This window comes from Cellulomonas sp. C5510, from assembly GCF_019797765.1.
Classification (GTDB): Bacteria; Actinomycetota; Actinomycetes; order Actinomycetales; family Cellulomonadaceae; genus Cellulomonas.
In genome coordinates this window covers 3,901,746-3,917,215 of record NZ_CP081862.1, presented here as the reverse complement: position 1 = coordinate 3,917,215, position 15,470 = coordinate 3,901,746, and the positions used below count along the sequence as shown (strand labels likewise).

Here is a 15,470-nt window from a genome sequence, read left to right as displayed (position 1 = left end):
CCGGGTCCGTCACGCCGTCGGCGCCGCAGCCAGCGCGGACGCCGCCGCGCGGGCGTCCGGGACCACGGAGGCGAGCCCGTTCCCGGACACCCAGGCGCCCACGACGGCGAGCCCGGGCACCGCGGCGACCGCCTCGCGGACCTCGCTGACGGTGCTCCGGTGGGCTGCCGTCGGCACCGGCAGGCCCTGTCGCCAGCCGACGCGGGCCGAGGCCCGCACCTGCTCCGCCCGCAGCGGCACCCCGAGCACGGCGGTGGCGTCGCGCAGGGCCAGCGCCGTCAGGCCGGGCAGGTCCGCGGGGAGCGGGTCGGTGCCGGCGACGTCCCCCGCCCTGCCGTACGACAGCCGCACCACGTGCCGCCCGGGGCCGGCGGCACGGGCCAGCCAGCCCCACTTGGCGGTCGCGTGCGTGAGGGCCTTCGCACGCACGCCCGGGACGGCGCGGGCCACCAGGACGCCGGTGCCCCGCGGTGCGGCGTCCAGCTCCGGGGCGTCCAGCACGAGCGTGACCAGCACGATGTCGGCACCGGGGTCGGTGTGCAGCCCGGCGAGCCGGGGGGCGACGCCCGCGAGCAGCTCCGTGGCGCGGGGGGTCGCGACCACCAGCCGGGGTGCGGTGACCTGGTGCTCGCCGCCGGGGCCGGACACGGTGACGCGGAACCCCCCGGCCTCGCGCGTCACGGCGACCGCCCGCACCCCGGTGCGGACCTCCCCGCCGCGCGCGGTGACGTCCGCCACCAGGGCGTCGACCAGCACGTGCAGGCCGCCGCGGAAGCCGGCGACCGCCGACCCCGCCGGCGCCAGAGCCCGCAGCGCCGCGACGCCACCCGCCAGGGAGCCCGCGCGGCGCACGGCGTCGGACAGGCCGGGCGCGACGGCGTCCACCGCGGTGTCGTCCGGCTCCGCGGCGTGCACGCCGGCGACCACGGGCCGCACCAGCCGGTCGAGCACCCGGCGGCCCATCCGCGTCCGGACCAGGCCGCCGAGCGTCGGGCCCGTGCCGTCGCCCGGCCGCAGTCCGGCCGACGCGGGCAGCACGCGGTCGAGCGACGCCCGCAGCGCGCCGACGGTCCCCAGGGTCCGGCGGACGTCCGCCGCCCAGGGGTCGGCCGGGATGCCGAGCAGGCCGGTGCGCGGCAGCGGCCCCGCTCCGTGCGGCAGCCGCACCCACGCGCCGTGCGGCTCGGGGGCGACGACCCGGTCCGTGAGCCCGAGCTCGTCGGCCAGCGCGGCCACGGCGCCGCCGCGCGTCGCGAACGACTCCGCACCGGCGTCCAGCCGCAGCCCGTCGACCTCGTGCCGGCCCACGACACCGCCCGGCGAGGTCCACGCCTCCAGCACGAGCGGCCTCAGCCCGGCGATCGCGAGCTCCCGGGCGGCGACCAGCCCCGCGACGCCACCGCCGACCACCACGGCATCGGGTGCCGTCCCCTGCGTGTCCCGGCCCGCGGGTCGGGTGTCCTCGTCGCTCGTGGCTGCTCCTCGGCTCGTCGTCGCGCGTCGGTCGGGCACCACTGTGCCGGTCGGGGGCCCGCCGCGCGTGGGACCCCCGGCCGCTCTCACAGGGAGTGGACGAGCTCCACGACGCGGGTCAGCACGTCGGGGTCCGTCTCGGGCGGGACGCCGTGGCCGAGGTTGACCACGTGCCCCGGCGCGACGGCGCCCCGGGCGACGACGTCGCGCACGTGCGCCTCCAGCACCGGCCACGGTGCGGCCAGCAGGGCGGGGTCGATGTTGCCCTGCACCGGCACGCGGCCGTCGAGCCGCCGCACGGCCTCGTCGAGCGGGATGCGGTGGTCGACGCCGACGACGTCCGCGCCCACGTCGCGCATGGCGGCCAGCAGCTCGCCCGTGCCGGTGCCGAAGTGCACGCGCGGCACGCCGAGGTCGGCGACGTGGGACAGCGCCCGGGTGGACGCCGGGGCGACGTGCGTCGTGTAGTCGGCCAGGGAGAGCGACCCCGCCCACGAGTCGAACAGCTGGGCCGCGCTGGTGCCGGCGAGCACCTGCGCCCGCAGGAACGTCCCCGTCACGTCGGCGGCCCACTCGGTCAGCGCCCGCCACGTCGCCGGGTCGGCGTGCATGAGCGTGCGCGCCGCGAGGTGGTCGCGGGACGGCCGGCCCTCGACGAGGTAGGCGGCCAGCGTGAACGGCGCGCCGGCGAACCCGATGAGCGGTGTGGCACCCAGCGCGGCGGTGGTCAGCCGGACGGCCTCGGTCACCGGGGCCAGGACCTCGGGGGTCAGCGCCGCGGCCGGCGAGCCGTCCCGCAACCGCGCGACGTCGTCGGCGGTCCGGACCGGGGCGCCGAGCACCGGTCCGACACCCGGGTGGATGTCCACGTCCACGCCGGCGAGCCGCAGCGGCACCACGATGTCCGAGAAGAAGATCGCCGCGTCGACGCCGTGGCGCCGCACCGGCTGCAGCGTGATCTCGGACGCCAGCTCCGGCACCAGGCACGCGTCGAGCATCGCGGTGCCCGCGCGGGCGGCGCGGTACTCGGGCAGGGACCGGCCGGCCTGGCGCATGAACCAGACGGGCCGGCGCGCGGGCGTCCGGCCGCGGTACGCGGCCAGCAGCGGGGCGTCGGCGGTGCGGCCGTCCACCAGCGGGTGGCCGGCGGGTAGGCCGGTCCCGTCGGGCAGCGAGGCGAGCGGCGCCGCGGGGGCAGGGGCGGGGCGTGACGAAGTCGACATCACCCGTGATTGTGCCCCGTCTTCCCTGGAGTGATTCAATCGTGCGCGTGGTGATGCTGTCGTTGGTGGCCAGTCATCACGACCTCGACCTGTCCGTGCTGGAGCGGTTGTCCGCCGACACGCACGCTGTCGGACGGGAGATCGTGACCGGCTGCGACCCCGTCGCGGGGGCGGTCGTGCTGGCGACCTGCAACCGCTTCGAGCTGTACCTGGACGTCGCCGACGCGGCGGACGCCGACGCAGCCCGTGCCGCCGTCGCCGCCGCCGTGGCCGCCCGCTCCGGGTACCCCGCCCCCCGCGTCGCCGCGTCGCTGGCGCCCGCGACCGGCCGGCGGGTGGTCGAGCACCTGTTCGCCGTCGCCTCCGGCCTGGAGTCGATGGTCGTCGGGGAACGGGAGATCGCCGGCCAGGTGCGCCGCGCGCTGACGGCGGCCCGCCGGGACGGCACCACGACCTCCGGCCTGGAGGCGCTGTTCCAGGCGGCCTCCCGGGCGTCCCGCGCGGTCGAGGGCCGGACCGGTCTCGGCGGCGCCGGTCGCTCCGTCGTGGGCGTCGCGCTCGACCTCGTCGCCGACGGCCTGCCCGACTGGCACGACGTGCGCTGCCTGCTGATCGGCACCGGCTCGTACGCGGGCGCGAGCCTCGCCGCCCTCAAGGCGCGCGGCTGCGGCGACGTGCTGGTCTACTCCGCGAGCGGGCGCGCCGGGCAGTTCGCCGCGCAGCGCGGGGTGACCGCCGCGACCTCCGACCTCGCGGCGAGCCTGGCGGGTGTCGACCTGGTGGTGGCGTGCAGCGGCGCCTCCGGCGCGGTCCTCGACGTCGACGCGCTGATCCGGTCGCGCTCCGCCGAGGCGTCGGTGGGTGCGCGGCCGCTGGCCGTCGTCGACCTGGCCCTCCAGCACGACGTCGACCCGGCCGTCGGCGATCTGCCCGGGGTGCGCCTCGTCAGCCTCACGACGGTCGCCGCGCACGCCCCGGACGGGCACTCCGCGACGGTGGCGGAGGCACACGCCCTCGTCGCCGAGCAGGCCGAGGCGTTCGAGCGCACCCGGCGCACCCGGGAGTGGAACCCTCCGGTCGTCGCCGAGCGCCGCCGCGTGCTGGAGGAGCTCGCCGCCGCCGTCGAGGGCCTGGACGAGCGGCCCGCCCGCGCGCTGCGGCGTCGGGTGCGGTCCGCGCTGCACGGACCGACGGTCCGGGCACGGGCCGCCGCCGCGGACGGGGACGCCGCGCAGTACGCCGCGGCGCTCGCGGACCTCGCGGCCGTCACGGTGCCCGCCGGCGACCTGGCGCCCGCCCCGGCCTGAGCGGCCGGCCCGGCCTGAGCGGCCGGCCCCGCCGGTCAGTCGTCCAGGTACCCGACCAGGTCGGCCGCGAGCCCGGTGTAGCCGCCGGGGGTGAGGGCGGTCAGCCGCGCGGCCACGTCCTCGGGCAGGCCGAGCCCGGCGATGAACTCCCGCATGTCGTCCGCGGTGAGCCGCCGGCCGCGCGTCAGCTCCTTGAGCCGCTCGTACGGGTTCTCCATCCCGGTGACCCCGGAGACGGCCGCGGCGCGCATCGCCGACTGCACCGGCTCGCCCAGCACCTCCCAGTTCTGGTCGAGCTCGCGCTCCAGCAGCTCGCGGTCCACGGACAGGGCCCCCAGGCCGCGGCGCACGTTGTCGACCGCCAGCAGCGAGTGCCCGAACGCCGGGCCGATGTTGCGCTGCGTGGTGGAGTCCGTGAGGTCGCGCTGCAGCCGGCTCGTGACGAGCGTCGAGGCCAGGGTGTCGAGCAGCGCGCACGACAGCTCGAGGTTGGCCTCGGCGTTCTCGAAGCGGATCGGGTTCACCTTGTGGGGCATCGTCGAGGACCCGGTGGCGCCGGCGACCGGGATCTGCACGAAGACGCCCCGCGAGATGTACGTCCACACGTCCGTGGCGAGGTTGTGCAGCACCCGGTTGAAGCGCGCGACGTCGGCGTAGAGCTCCGCCTGCCAGTCGTGCGACTCGATCTGCGTGGTCAGCGGGTTCCACGTCAGCCCGAGGTGCTCGACGAACGTGCGGCTGACCTCCGGCCAGTCGGCCCCCGGGACCGCGACGACGTGTGCCCCGTAGGTGCCGGTCGCGCCGTTGAGCTTGCCGAGGAACTCCGCGCCGGCGACCCGACGGAGCTGGCGGCGGAGCCGGTGGGCCAGGACGGCGAGCTCCTTGCCGAGCGTCGTCGGCGTGGCGGGCTGCCCGTGCGTCAGCGCCAGCATCGGGACGTCGGCCAGGTCCCGCGCCATCGTCGCGAGGTCGTCGACCAGGCCCGTGGCGGCCGGCAGCCAGACGTCCTGCACCGCCCCGCGCACCATGAGCGCGTACGACAGGTTGTTGACGTCCTCGCTGGTGCAGCAGAAGTGGACCAGCTCCGAGACGGAGGGCAGCACGGTGCCGGGGCCCAGGACGTCGGGTGCCGCGGCGATGCGCTCCTTGAGCAGGTACTCGACGGCCTTCACGTCGTGCACCGTGGTCCGCTCGATTTCGGCGAGCCGCGCGACGTCCGTGGCGCCGAACCCGGTCACCACGCCGCGCAGGTACGCCTGCTCCTCCGCCGACAGCTCGGGGGCGCCCGGCACGACCCGGTGGGACGTGAGGTGGATCAGCCACTCGACCTCGACGTGCACGCGCTCCCGGTTCAGCGCCGCCTCCGACAGGTGGTCCACCAGAGGGGCGACCGTGCGCCGGTACCGTCCGTCCAGCGGGCCGAGGGCCAGCGGGGGGTCGATCTCCGCGAGCGGCACGCGCGTGGCGTGCGCGGTCGGCGCGGCGGCGGGCGCGGCGGACGGGGTGCGGTCGGGCGCGGGCATGGGCCGCATCCTCCCACGGACGCCCCGCCCGGGACCGGTCGTGCGGTCGCCCCGGGGGCGGCCGGGTGCGCCCGAACCCTCAGTCCGCCCCGGGCCGCGCCGATCGGGAGACGACTGAGGGGGTGGGCGCGCGGAGCAGACGCGCGCCGGAGGTGTGCGAGCAGGGGGACGACGGATGGGTGCATCGTGGGGTCGGCGCCGCCGTGCCGCCGAGGACGCGGAGCGGGGCGGGGCGGACGTCCGGCGCGAGCTGCAGGCGCTGGACGACGTGGTCCGGGCGCTCGGCGCCCTGCGGCCCGCCGGCGTCGGCGCGGTCGACGGGCCGGCGGACGGCGGACTCGCGGACGTGCTGGAGGCCGTCCGCGCGGGGCTGGGCTTCGACTACGCCTCCGCCTGGCGCGTCGACCCCGAGCACCGCGACCTGGCGTTCGTGGCCCAGCGCGGCGAGCTGTCGGCGGAGCTGACGCGCATGACGCCGGACTACCGGATGCCGCAGGGCGTCGGGCTCTGCGGTGTGGCGTGGCAGCGGGACGGCGTGCTGCCGGTGGCCGACCTGCGGGAGCACGCCACCAACTGCGTGCGCGGCGAGGCGTTCCTGCGCGCCGGCGCCCGCGGTGCGATGTCGCTGCCGCTGTGGCGGGACGGCGCCGTGGTCGCGGTGCTCGACTTCCTGTCCCGCGACGTCCGCGACGACGGCCCGGAGCAGGTGCTCGTGCTCGACGTGCTCGCGCGCACCGTGTCCCAGGTCCTGGAGGCGCGGCGCGGCGCGGAGGCGATCGCCGAGGTCGCCCGCGACCAGCAGGCCGTCACGACGTCCGTCACCCGGGTCGGCGCGTGCACCGACGAGGAGGACGCGCTGCGGACCGCGCTCGACACGGTGCGCGAGGAGTTCGGCTGGGAGTACGGCTCGTACTGGGCCGTCGACCCGGAGGCGCGGGTGCTGCGGTTCCAGGTCGAGTCCGGCACCGCGGGCGAGGAGTTCCGCGAGGTCACCCTCGCGGCGAGCTTCGCCGAGGGTGTCGGGCTGGCCGGGCGGGCGTGGCGCGCACGCGACCTGGTGTTCGTGCGGGACCTCGGGGAGCTCACCGACTGCGTCCGGGCGCCCGCCGCCCAGCGCGCGGGGGTCCGCTCGGGCGTCTGCCTGCCGGTGGTCGTCGGCGACGAGGTGCTCGGCACGATGGACTTCTTCACCAGCGAGAGCATCGAGCTGTCCGACAGCCGTCGCGGCTCGCTGCGCAACGTCGCCCGCCTGGTCTCCCAGCGCCTCGACATCCTGCGGGCCGCCGCCCGCGACCGCGCCGCGTCCGAGGCGCTGCTCGGCAGCGTCGCCCGGCTCTCCGAGAGCGCGTCCGAGGCGGTGCGGGTCGCGGAGGAGGCGGTTGCGCAGACGGCGGCCATGGCGGAGGAGGTCCGCACGCTCGAGGCGTCGTCGTCCGCGGTCGGGGACGTCATCCGCGTCATCTCCTCGATCGCCGACCAGACCAACCTGCTCGCCCTCAACGCCACGATCGAGGCCGCCCGGGCCGGGCAGGCGGGCCGGGGTTTCGCCGTCGTCGCCACCGAGGTGAAGGACCTCGCCGGCGGCACGTCCGCGGCGACGTCCCGCGTGGAGCAGCAGGTCGCCGACATCCAGGCCAACACCGCGACGGTGTCCCGCGGCATCGACTCCGTCAGCACGACGATCCGGCGCATGGACGAGGTCCAGGCCCGGATCGGCGAGGTGCTGGACGAGCAGCGGGAGATGGCCAGGTCCTTCCGGGCCTCGTAGCGCGTCTGCGCGCGACCACCGGCCGGTGACGGGCCCGCACCCGTCACCGGCCGGTGGCGTCAGGGGGCGGTCAGCGCAGGACCACCCGGGGGAGCCGGCGCAGCAGCACGCCGAGGGCCAGGAGGCCCACCGCGAGCAGCACCGGGATGCCGGCCGGGGCGCCGGTCGACGCGAGCGCCGCCGGCACCATGGCGCTGCGGGCTCCGGTGGTCGCGGCCTCCACCGCCGTGACCACGCCGCCTGCGGCCAGCACCTCGGACGACACGAGGGACACCGGGGCGACGGCCTCGGGCTCCGTGGTGCCGGGGTCGGTGGTGCCCGGGTCGGTGGTGCCGGGGTCGGTGGTGCCGGGGTCGGTGGTTCCCGGCTGCGTCGCGTCGGTGACGGTCGCGTCGCCGATCAGGCCGAGCGCGAGGTCGCCGACGGTCACCGGCACGGAGACCGGCAGGGCGACCCCCAGGTCGGCCAGCAGCCCGTCGGAGTCACCGCCGCCGACAGCGGCGTCCGGTGCGTCGGAGCTCCCGGCGGTGCCGGTGCCGCCGACGACGGTGGCGTCGCCGACGAGGCCGAGCGCGAGGTCCCCGACGGTGACGGGGATCGAGACCGGTGCGGCCACGCCGGTGCCCGCCAGGGCGCCGTCGCTGTCGCCGGAGCCGACCTCGGCGCTGGGGGCGTCGGTGCCGGTGCCCCCGGTGCCGGACCCGCCGGTCACCGCGGAGTCGCCGAGCAGCCCGAGGGAGACGTCCCCGATGGTGACGGGGATCGAGACGGGCGCGGCCACGCCGGCACCGGAGGCGATGCCGTCGGAGTCGCCGCTGTCGACGGTGGCCTCCGGGGCATCGGTGGTGCCGGTGCCCGGGGTGCCGGCGGTGTCGGTCACCGCCGCGTCGCCGAGCAGGCCGAGCGCGACGTCGTCGACCGTGACGGGCACGTGGACCGGGGCGGCCACGGCGGCGCCGGACGCGGCGCCCTCGCTGTCGCCCTGCTCGACCGTCGCGGTCGGGGCGGCGGGCTCGGCGGTGGTCGCCGCGGGTGCCGCGGCCTGCTCGACCGAGGCGTCGCCGAGGACGCCGACCGCCACGGCGGAGACGTCGACCGGCACCTGGACGGGTGCCGCGACGTCCGCCCCGGAGGCCAGGCCGTCGGAGTCGCCGCCCGTCGTGGTGGCGGTGGTCGCCGGTGCGGGCGTGGTGGTCGCCGCGGGTGCGGCTGCCTGGTCCACGGTGGCGTCGCCGAGGACGCCGGCCGCGAGGCCGCTCACGTCCACGGAGACGTCGACGGGGGCGTCCACCCCCAGGCCGGCCAGGAGGCCGTCGTCGTCGGCCGCGTGGGCCGCGGCGGCCCCGGCGACGACGAGGCCGCCGGTGAGGAGCGCTGTCTGGAGCGCTCGTCGAACGGATGCGTGCATGGTCCTGCTCCTTGCGGTGAGTCGGTGTGCGCCGTGCGGCGCGGGGCCTCGGTGCGCGGGCGACGAGACGTCGTCGGCGCCGGGCCGGACTCAGGCAGGGGAGACGGGGACCTCGCGGAGGCGGAGGGGGAGCGTGACGTGGCCGCGGGCCACGGCGAGAAGACGGGAGGCGGTCGGCGCGACGACGCCGCCGACGAGGACGGCCGCCGTGTCCGACCCGGCGGAGCCGCGGACCTGGCTGCCCGACAGGCCCGTGCCGGCCGGGGCCGGTGCGCCCGGGAGCGGTGCGCTCGGCACGCCGTCACGGCCGCCGAGCGGCGCGACGAGGTCCGCGGGGGCGACACCGGCGTCGTCGTCGCCCGCGGTCGCGCCGCCGACCCCGACCGAGCCGGCTCCGGTCCGCGAGGTCGCGGCCGCGGGTCCGGAGGTGCCGGTGACCGTGGCCCCCGCCGTCGCGTCGAGGACCCCGGCCGCGCCCCGGCTGTGCGGCGACGGCGCCCCGGGGGGCGCGGGCAGGCCGGGCTCGACGGGCGGGCCGGGGACGGGCGCGGTGGGCAGCAGGCCACCGGTGACGGGGTCGAGCAGCTCGACGACCGGGTCGACGACGGACCCGACGGGGGTGCCGTCGACGGCGCCCAGCACCGGGTCGAGCACGCCCGCGAGCGGGCCGGTGACCGGCAGCAGCGCGGGGGCGATCCCGTCGAGCACGGGCGTGGCGGCCGGCGCGAGCGCGCCGAGCAGCGGGCCGGCGAGCCCCTGGGTCGCCGGCCGGACCACGCGCTCGACCAGCGGGTCGACCACGGGCGCCAGCGGCTCGGTCGCGGTGGCCAGCGGCGCGACGACCTGGTCCGCGAGCGCCTCGGTCACGGGTGCGAGGGTCTCGGCCACCGGCGTCACGACGTGCTCCCCGACGGGCGTGGTCACGGTGGCGAGGGCTCCGCCCGGGCCGGAGGCCGGTGCCTCGGGCGCGGTGGTCGCGGGCGGCGCGGCGGCCGGCGGCGCGGCGGGTGCGGGCGCCGGTGCAGCGGGTGCCGGAGCCGGGGCGGGTGGGGCCGGCGCGGGAGCCGGCGCCGCCGGCGTCACGGCCTCGACGACCGGTGCCAGCACCTGCTCCGCGACGGGCTCCACGACCGCGCCGACCAGGCCGCCGACGCCGCCGAGCAGCGACCCGACGGGTCCGGTGGGCGGGGCCTCCTCGGCGGAGGCGGCGGGCGCGAGGGCGATCATCGCCGAGCCGGCGAGCGTCAGCCCGCCCGCGGCGAACAGCCCGCGGCGGAGCCACCGGGACGCGACGGAGCGCACCTGCGGTGCACTGCGCTGTCGCGTCGACATGGCGACTCCCCCCTGAAGCCTCCGGCGTGGGCCGCACCGTCATCGGTGTGGCCCGGACCACATCGACGCTAGGCACGCCCGTGGGGCGCGGCAACAGGAGGTTGCTCCGGTCGGGTGACGGCGAGGGCGTGGCCTGCGTCGACGCGGCTGCCCTCGGCGGTCGGGGTCAGTCCCGGCGGCTGCGCGGGATCGCGACGCTCAGCGCGAACGACACGACCGACACGATCAGCGCCCCGACGAACGCGTCGCCGAAGTCGTCGATCCGCAGACCCCAGGACGTCTGCTCGGTGATCCACGCGGTGAGCATGAGCATCAGCGCGTTGACCACGAGCGTGAACAGCCCGAGCGTGAGGATGTACAGGGGGATCGACAGCACGTGGACGATCGGCTTGACGATCGCGTTGACGATGCCGAAGACCAGCGCGACCGCGAGGAGCACGCCGATCTCACCGCCGGTGGTGTCCGCCCCGACGATCGAGATGCCCGGCAGCAGCACCTCGGCGAGCCACAGGGCGACGCCGCTGATCAGGACGCGCAGGAGGAAGCTCATGGGTCGATCGTGCCATCCCCTGCGCGGGTGCGGCAGGGGATCCGGCTCGCCAGCGTCCCGCCCAGTGACCCGCCCGGCCGGGCGGCGGGCGTGCGGTGGCATCCTGGCGGCGTGAAGCGCGTCCCCCTGCGTCCCGCCCTCGCCACGCTGCCCCCGTACGTCCCGGGTGCGCGGGTGCCGGTCGGTGCGGCGGCCTACAAGCTCTCCTCCAACGAGAACCCGTACCCGCCGCTGCCGTCGGTGGTGGCGGCGATCGCGGACGGCGCGGTGGACGTCAACCGCTACCCGGACATGTACGCCACGGAGCTGACCGAGGCCCTGGCGGGCCACCTGGGCGTCGGCGCGGACCAGGTCGTCGCGGGGTGCGGGTCGGTCGCGGTGCTCGGGCACGTCCTGGCGGCGTTCTGCGACGCGGGCGACGAGGTCGTGCACCCGTGGCGGTCGTTCGAGGCCTACCCGATCATGGTCACGCTGGCGGGCGCGACCGGCGTGCCGGTCCCCGTGGCGGCGGACGGGCGGCTGGACCTGCCGGCGATGGCCGCGGCCGTCACGGACCGCACCCGGGTGGTCCTGGTCTGCACGCCCAACAACCCCACGGGCCCGGCGGTGCACGCCGACGAGCTGGACGCGTTCCTCGCGGCCGTCCCACGGGACGTCCTGGTGGTGCTGGACGAGGCGTACGCCGAGTTCGTCCGCGACCCCGCCGCGCCGGACGGGCTGGCGGTGCTGGCGGCCCGCCCGAACGTGGTGCTGCTGCGCACGTTCTCCAAGGCCTACGGGCTCGCCGGCTTGCGGGTCGGGTACGCGGTGGCCGACTCGCGGCTCGCCGCAGGCATCCGCGCCGCGTCGACGCCGTTCGGGGTCTCCCACCTGGCGCAGCTCGCCGCGGTGGCGTCGCTGCGCGCATCCGCGGAGCTGCTCGACCGCGTGGACCGCATCGTGCGGGAGCGCACCCGGATGCTCGCGGGTCTGCGCGCCCACGGCTGGGACCTCCCGGACAGCCAGGCGAACTTCGTCTGGCTCGGCGTGGGGGACGACGCGGCGCGCTTCGCCGCCGAGGCGACGCGCGCCGGCGTGCTCGTGCGGCCGTTCGCGGGCGACGGCGTCCGGATCAGCGTCGGGGAGCCGGAGGCGACGGACGTGGTGCTCGAGGTCGCGGCCGAGTTCCGCCACTGACCTCCCGTTGCGGCCCGCCACGGCTCGCCTATGCTGCGACCAGCTCGACGAAGGGGGCCCGGTGACGGACAGCACGACCGCCGACGGTGCGACCCCGTCGGGCTGGCCCGGCGCCGCACCCGACCCGGCCGACCCGGCGATCGGCGGTCCGATCGCCGTGCTGCTCGTCGAGGACGACGACGGCGACGCGCTGCTGGTCGAGGAGCACCTGGCGGACGCCGGGCTCGACGTCCGGCTCGCGCGCGCCCGCACGCTGGACGAGGCCACGGCCCTGCTCGACGTCGACTGCGTGCTCCTGGACCTCGGCCTGCCGGACGCCGTGGGGCTCGGGGCCCTCGAGCGGCTGCTCGCGGCCGGCGCCCCGGCGGTGGTCGTGCTCACCGGACGGTCCGACACCGGGACGGGCCTGCGGGCGGTGGCTGCGGGGGCGCAGGACTACCTGGTCAAGGGTGAGGTCGACGGCGAGCTGCTCAGCCGGTCCGTGCGGTACGCCGTCCAGCGCCGGCGCCTGCAGGCGGTCGACCGCGCGCTGTACCGCAGCATGGTGCGCGCGGAGGAGACCGTGCGGTTCGAGAGCGCGCTGCTGCCGCGCCCGGCCGTGCGGGACGACGCGCTCGAGGTGCTGGTCGGGTACCGGGCCGGACGGGACGGCGTGCTCGGCGGCGACTTCTACGACGTCGTGGAGCGCCCGGACGGCACCGTCCTGGCGGTCGTCGGGGACGTGTGCGGCCACGGGCCGGACGAGGCGGCGCTCGGCGCCGTGCTGCGCACCGCCTGGCGGACGCTGGTGCTGGCGGACGTCCCGACGGGCGAGCTGCTGCCGCTGCTGGAGCGGGTGCTCCTCTCGGAGCGGACCCGCGCCGAGGTGTTCACGACGATGTCGATGGTCGAGGTCGCCCCGGACCGCGGCTCGGTGGACCTGTACCTGGCGGGGCACCCGGTGCCCATCCTCGTCGGGGACGGAGGGTCGCGTCCGTCCGACCTGCTGCCGACGGACCTGCGGGGGCGGGCGCTGGGCATCCCCGTCGACGGCACGTGGTCGCCCCGGCGGCTCGACCTCGGGGAGTCCTGGCGCCTCATGATGTACACCGACGGCGTCCTGGAGGCCACGGTCGACGGCACCCACGAGCGCATCGGCAAGCAGGGCCTGCTGGACGTGGTGGACGGCGCGGTCAGGACGGCCCCGCCCCACCAGGTCGTGCACGAGGTGCTGCACGAGGTCCGCAGCCGGCACGGCGGGGAGCTGGTGGACGACACCGCGGTCGTGGTCCTCGGCTGGTCGGGGGCACCCGCGTGAGCGCCTCGCAGGCGGCGGTGCGCACGACCGTCACGCTGCGGCGCAGGCTCGGCCGTGCGCTGGTCGCCGGGGCCGTGGTGCTCGGCCTGGTGACGGTGGGGGCCGCGGTCGCGCTGTGGCGGATGCTGGACAGCCAGGACCTGGTGACCGACGGCTACTTCGTCGCCATCACCGAGGCGGAGTCGGCCTACACCCGCCTCGTCGACGCCGAGACGGCGGTGCGCGGCTACGCGCTGACCGGGTTCGACGGCACGCTGGAGCCCTACGAGAGGGCGTCCGGTGCCACCTCGGCGCTGCGCTCGGACTCGCGCGACGCGGCGGTGCGGGAGGCGGCGGACGCCGCGGTGGCCGCCGCCGAGCGCTGGGACGCGGAGTTCGCCGCCCCGACCATCGCCGCCGTCGCGGCGGACGGGCCGTCGGCGGTGACGCCGGAGGAGGTCGAGCAGGGCCGCGTGCTCTTCGACGGCACGCGCGTCGCCGTCGAGGCGTACCTGGACGTGCTGCGCGTGGGCCGTGACGAGGCCGCCTCCGACCTGGCCGCCTGGACGCGCATCGTCATCGGTTCGCTGTTCGCGCTCGTCGTCGCCGGAGCCGTCGCGGGGGTCGCGCTGTGGGGCACGCTGCGCCGGTGGGTCACCGCCCCGCTCGACGCGCTCGCGTCCGACGCACGGGTGGTGAGCGGCGGCGACCTGCACCACGAGGTGCGGACCACCGGGCCCGGCGAGATCGCGGAGCTCGCGGAGGCCGTCGAGCGGATGCGGCTGCACCTGGTGGCGCAGGTGCAGGAGGTCGAGGCGTCCCGCGCGGAGATCAGCGAGGCGCACGACCGCCTCAGCGAGCAGGCGGAGGAGCTGCGACGGTCGAACCGGGACCTCGAGCAGTTCGCGTACGTCGCGTCGCACGACCTGCAGGAGCCGCTGCGCAAGATCTCCTCGTTCACGCAGCTGCTGCAGAAGCGCTACGGCGGGCAGCTCGACGACCGCGCGGACCAGTACATCGCGTTCGCTGTCGACGGTGCGAAGCGGATGCAGCAGCTGATCCAGGACCTGCTGGGGTTCTCCCGGGTCGGCCGGCTCGGCGGCGAGCTGGCGGACGTGCCGCTCGACGGCGCGCTCGCGGACGCGCTGGACAACCTCGCGGAGCTGGTGGCGGACACCGGCGCCGTGGTGGAGCACGCGGACCTGCCCGTGGTGCGCGGGGAGCGGCCGCTGCTCGTCCAGCTCCTGCAGAACCTCGTCGGCAACGCGATCAAGTTCCGCGACCCGGAGCGCCCGCCGGTGGTCCGGATCACCGCCGAGCGGGTGGGAGACTTCTGGGAGGTCGAGTGCCGGGACAACGGGATCGGCATCGACCCGCAGTACGCGGACCGCGTCTTCGTGATCTTCCAGCGGCTGCACCCGAAGGACCTGTACGAGGGGACGGGCATCGGCCTGGCCCTGTGCAAGAAGATCGTCGAGTACCACGGCGGTCGCATCTGGCTCGGTGAGCCCGACGGTCCCGGCACCAGCGTCCGCTGGACGCTGCCGGCCGTCGAGGCGTCCGCACCGGAGCCCACCGACGGAACGGAGTGAGCGTGGCACGCACCGGCAAGGTCATCGACGTCCTGCTCGTCGAGGACGACCCGGGCGACGTCCTCATGACGCGCGAGGCGTTCGAGGACAACAAGGTCGCCAACCGGCTCGCCGTGGTGTCCGACGGCGCGAGCGCGCTGGCGTACCTGCGCAAGGAGGGCGAGCACGCCGACGCCCGCACGCCCGACCTGGTGCTGCTGGACCTCAACCTCCCCCGCGTGGACGGGCGCGAGGTGCTCGAGGCGATGAAGAACGACGCGGAGCTGCGCAGCATCCCGGTGGTCGTCCTGACCACCTCGGAGGCCGAGGAGGACGTCGTGCGGTCCTACGCGCTGCACGCCAACGCGTACGTCACCAAGCCGGTGGACTTCGACCGCTTCATCGAGGTCGTCCGCCAGATCGACGAGTTCTTCGTCGAGGTCGTGCGCCTCCCGCAGCGCTGACCCGCCGGCACCCGACCCCTCGCCCGCGCGCCCGCGGGCGAGCATGCTGGGCGTCATGGACACCACGGACTGGCAGGACAACGACGTCGTCGCGTGGCTGACCGGTGGCGTCGGGCTCGTCGTCGCGGTGGCCGTCTGGCTGATCGTCCTGATCGCCTACATCCGGATCATCCAGAAGGCCGGCTACTCGGGCTGGTGGATCCTCATCGGCCTCGTGCCGGTCGTGAACGTGGTGATGTTCCTCGTCTTCGCGTACTCCCGGTGGCCGGTGCAGCGCGAGGTCGACGAGCTGCGCGCCCGGGTCGGGGGCGGCGGCTACCCGCGCTGACGGCGGGGCGGGGGTTGTCGGGACCCCACAACGGGGGACCGCCCGTCTTGACGCGCCCCGGGCCCTCGGAC

The 15,470-nt window shown here is 76.9% G+C and carries 13 protein-coding genes; 7 read left to right on the top strand and 6 right to left on the bottom strand.

All coding sequences use genetic code 11. From position 1 onward, the window contains the following. Positions 1-9 precede the first annotated feature (9 nt). Positions 10-1,512, bottom strand: coding sequence for an NAD(P)/FAD-dependent oxidoreductase (locus K5O09_RS17880; RefSeq protein ID WP_370635492.1), 1,503 nt, complete (start codon positions 1,510-1,512; stop codon positions 10-12). Between the two features lie 47 nt (positions 1,513-1,559). Beyond that, positions 1,560-2,696, bottom strand: a complete 1,137-nt coding sequence (gene hemE, locus K5O09_RS17875; RefSeq protein ID WP_222170791.1) for a uroporphyrinogen decarboxylase — start codon at positions 2,694-2,696, stop codon at positions 1,560-1,562. A gap of 53 nt (positions 2,697-2,749) precedes the next feature. On the opposite strand from hemE, the gene K5O09_RS17870 reads away from it, so the two are divergent. Then, positions 2,750-4,003, top strand: a complete 1,254-nt coding sequence (locus K5O09_RS17870) for a glutamyl-tRNA reductase (RefSeq protein ID WP_222172896.1) — start codon at positions 2,750-2,752, stop codon at positions 4,001-4,003. A 35-nt stretch (positions 4,004-4,038) separates the two neighbouring features. Here the strand turns inward: K5O09_RS17870 and purB are convergent, their stop codons facing one another. Next, complete coding sequence (purB, locus tag K5O09_RS17865; RefSeq protein ID WP_222170790.1) at positions 4,039-5,526, bottom strand: adenylosuccinate lyase; 1,488 nt, start codon at positions 5,524-5,526, stop codon at positions 4,039-4,041. 175 nt (positions 5,527-5,701) lie between these two features. Here purB and K5O09_RS17860 point away from each other — a divergent pair, with 175 nt between their 5' ends. After that, positions 5,702-7,294: a methyl-accepting chemotaxis protein gene (locus tag K5O09_RS17860; RefSeq protein ID WP_222170789.1), complete on the top strand. Its 1,593-nt coding sequence runs from the start codon at positions 5,702-5,704 to the stop codon at positions 7,292-7,294. A gap of 70 nt (positions 7,295-7,364) precedes the next feature. Here the strand turns inward: K5O09_RS17860 and K5O09_RS19470 are convergent, their stop codons facing one another. The 3 genes from K5O09_RS19470 to K5O09_RS17845 form a co-directional block, all read right to left on the bottom strand. Then, the gene (locus K5O09_RS19470; protein ID WP_222170788.1) at positions 7,365-8,702 is read right to left on the bottom strand and encodes a chaplin family protein; all 1,338 of its coding nucleotides are present in this window, start codon (positions 8,700-8,702) and stop codon (positions 7,365-7,367) included. 90 nt (positions 8,703-8,792) lie between these two features. Continuing rightward, complete coding sequence (locus tag K5O09_RS17850; RefSeq protein WP_222172912.1) at positions 8,793-10,034, bottom strand: hypothetical protein; 1,242 nt, start codon at positions 10,032-10,034, stop codon at positions 8,793-8,795. A 166-nt stretch (positions 10,035-10,200) separates the two neighbouring features. Further along, positions 10,201-10,584, bottom strand: a complete 384-nt coding sequence (locus K5O09_RS17845) for a phage holin family protein (protein ID WP_222170787.1) — start codon at positions 10,582-10,584, stop codon at positions 10,201-10,203. A 111-nt stretch (positions 10,585-10,695) separates the two neighbouring features. Here K5O09_RS17845 and hisC point away from each other — a divergent pair, with 111 nt between their 5' ends. From hisC to K5O09_RS17820, 5 genes are all read left to right on the top strand, one after another. After that, on the top strand, positions 10,696-11,760 hold the full coding sequence (hisC, locus tag K5O09_RS17840; protein ID WP_222170786.1) for a histidinol-phosphate transaminase: 1,065 nt from the start codon (positions 10,696-10,698) through the stop codon (positions 11,758-11,760). Between the two features lie 61 nt (positions 11,761-11,821). Beyond that, positions 11,822-13,057: a PP2C family protein-serine/threonine phosphatase gene (locus K5O09_RS17835; RefSeq protein WP_370635491.1), complete on the top strand. Its 1,236-nt coding sequence runs from the start codon at positions 11,822-11,824 to the stop codon at positions 13,055-13,057. Next, positions 13,054-14,628 carry an ATP-binding protein gene (locus K5O09_RS17830; protein ID WP_222170785.1) on the top strand — a complete coding sequence of 525 codons (1,575 nt, stop codon included), beginning with the start codon at positions 13,054-13,056 and terminating at the stop codon, positions 14,626-14,628. The genes K5O09_RS17835 and K5O09_RS17830 overlap by 4 nt, the downstream gene beginning before the upstream one ends. A 2-nt stretch (positions 14,629-14,630) precedes the next feature. After that, positions 14,631-15,071, top strand: coding sequence for a response regulator (locus tag K5O09_RS17825; protein WP_222170784.1), 441 nt, complete (start codon positions 14,631-14,633; stop codon positions 15,069-15,071). A gap of 55 nt (positions 15,072-15,126) precedes the next feature. Further along, complete coding sequence (locus tag K5O09_RS17820) at positions 15,127-15,399, top strand: DUF805 domain-containing protein (RefSeq protein WP_222170783.1); 273 nt, start codon at positions 15,127-15,129, stop codon at positions 15,397-15,399. Positions 15,400-15,470 lie beyond the last annotated feature (71 nt).

Bases quoted from the DNA above. Each gene is read 5' to 3' on its own strand.
- hemE (WP_222170791.1), bottom strand. From the start codon at position 2,696: ATGTCGACTTCGTCACGCCCCGCCCCTGCCCCCGCGGCGCCGCTCGCC.
- K5O09_RS17870 (WP_222172896.1), top strand. From the start codon at position 2,750: ATGCTGTCGTTGGTGGCCAGTCATCACGACCTCGACCTGTCCGTGCTG.
- purB (WP_222170790.1), bottom strand. From the start codon at position 5,526: ATGCCCGCGCCCGACCGCACCCCGTCCGCCGCGCCCGCCGCCGCGCCG.
- K5O09_RS17860 (WP_222170789.1), top strand. From the start codon at position 5,702: ATGGGTGCATCGTGGGGTCGGCGCCGCCGTGCCGCCGAGGACGCGGAG.
- K5O09_RS19470 (WP_222170788.1), bottom strand. From the start codon at position 8,702: ATGCACGCATCCGTTCGACGAGCGCTCCAGACAGCGCTCCTCACCGGC.
- K5O09_RS17850 (WP_222172912.1), bottom strand. From the start codon at position 10,034: ATGTCGACGCGACAGCGCAGTGCACCGCAGGTGCGCTCCGTCGCGTCC.
- K5O09_RS17845 (WP_222170787.1), bottom strand. From the start codon at position 10,584: ATGAGCTTCCTCCTGCGCGTCCTGATCAGCGGCGTCGCCCTGTGGCTC.
- K5O09_RS17820 (WP_222170783.1), top strand. From the start codon at position 15,127: ATGGACACCACGGACTGGCAGGACAACGACGTCGTCGCGTGGCTGACC.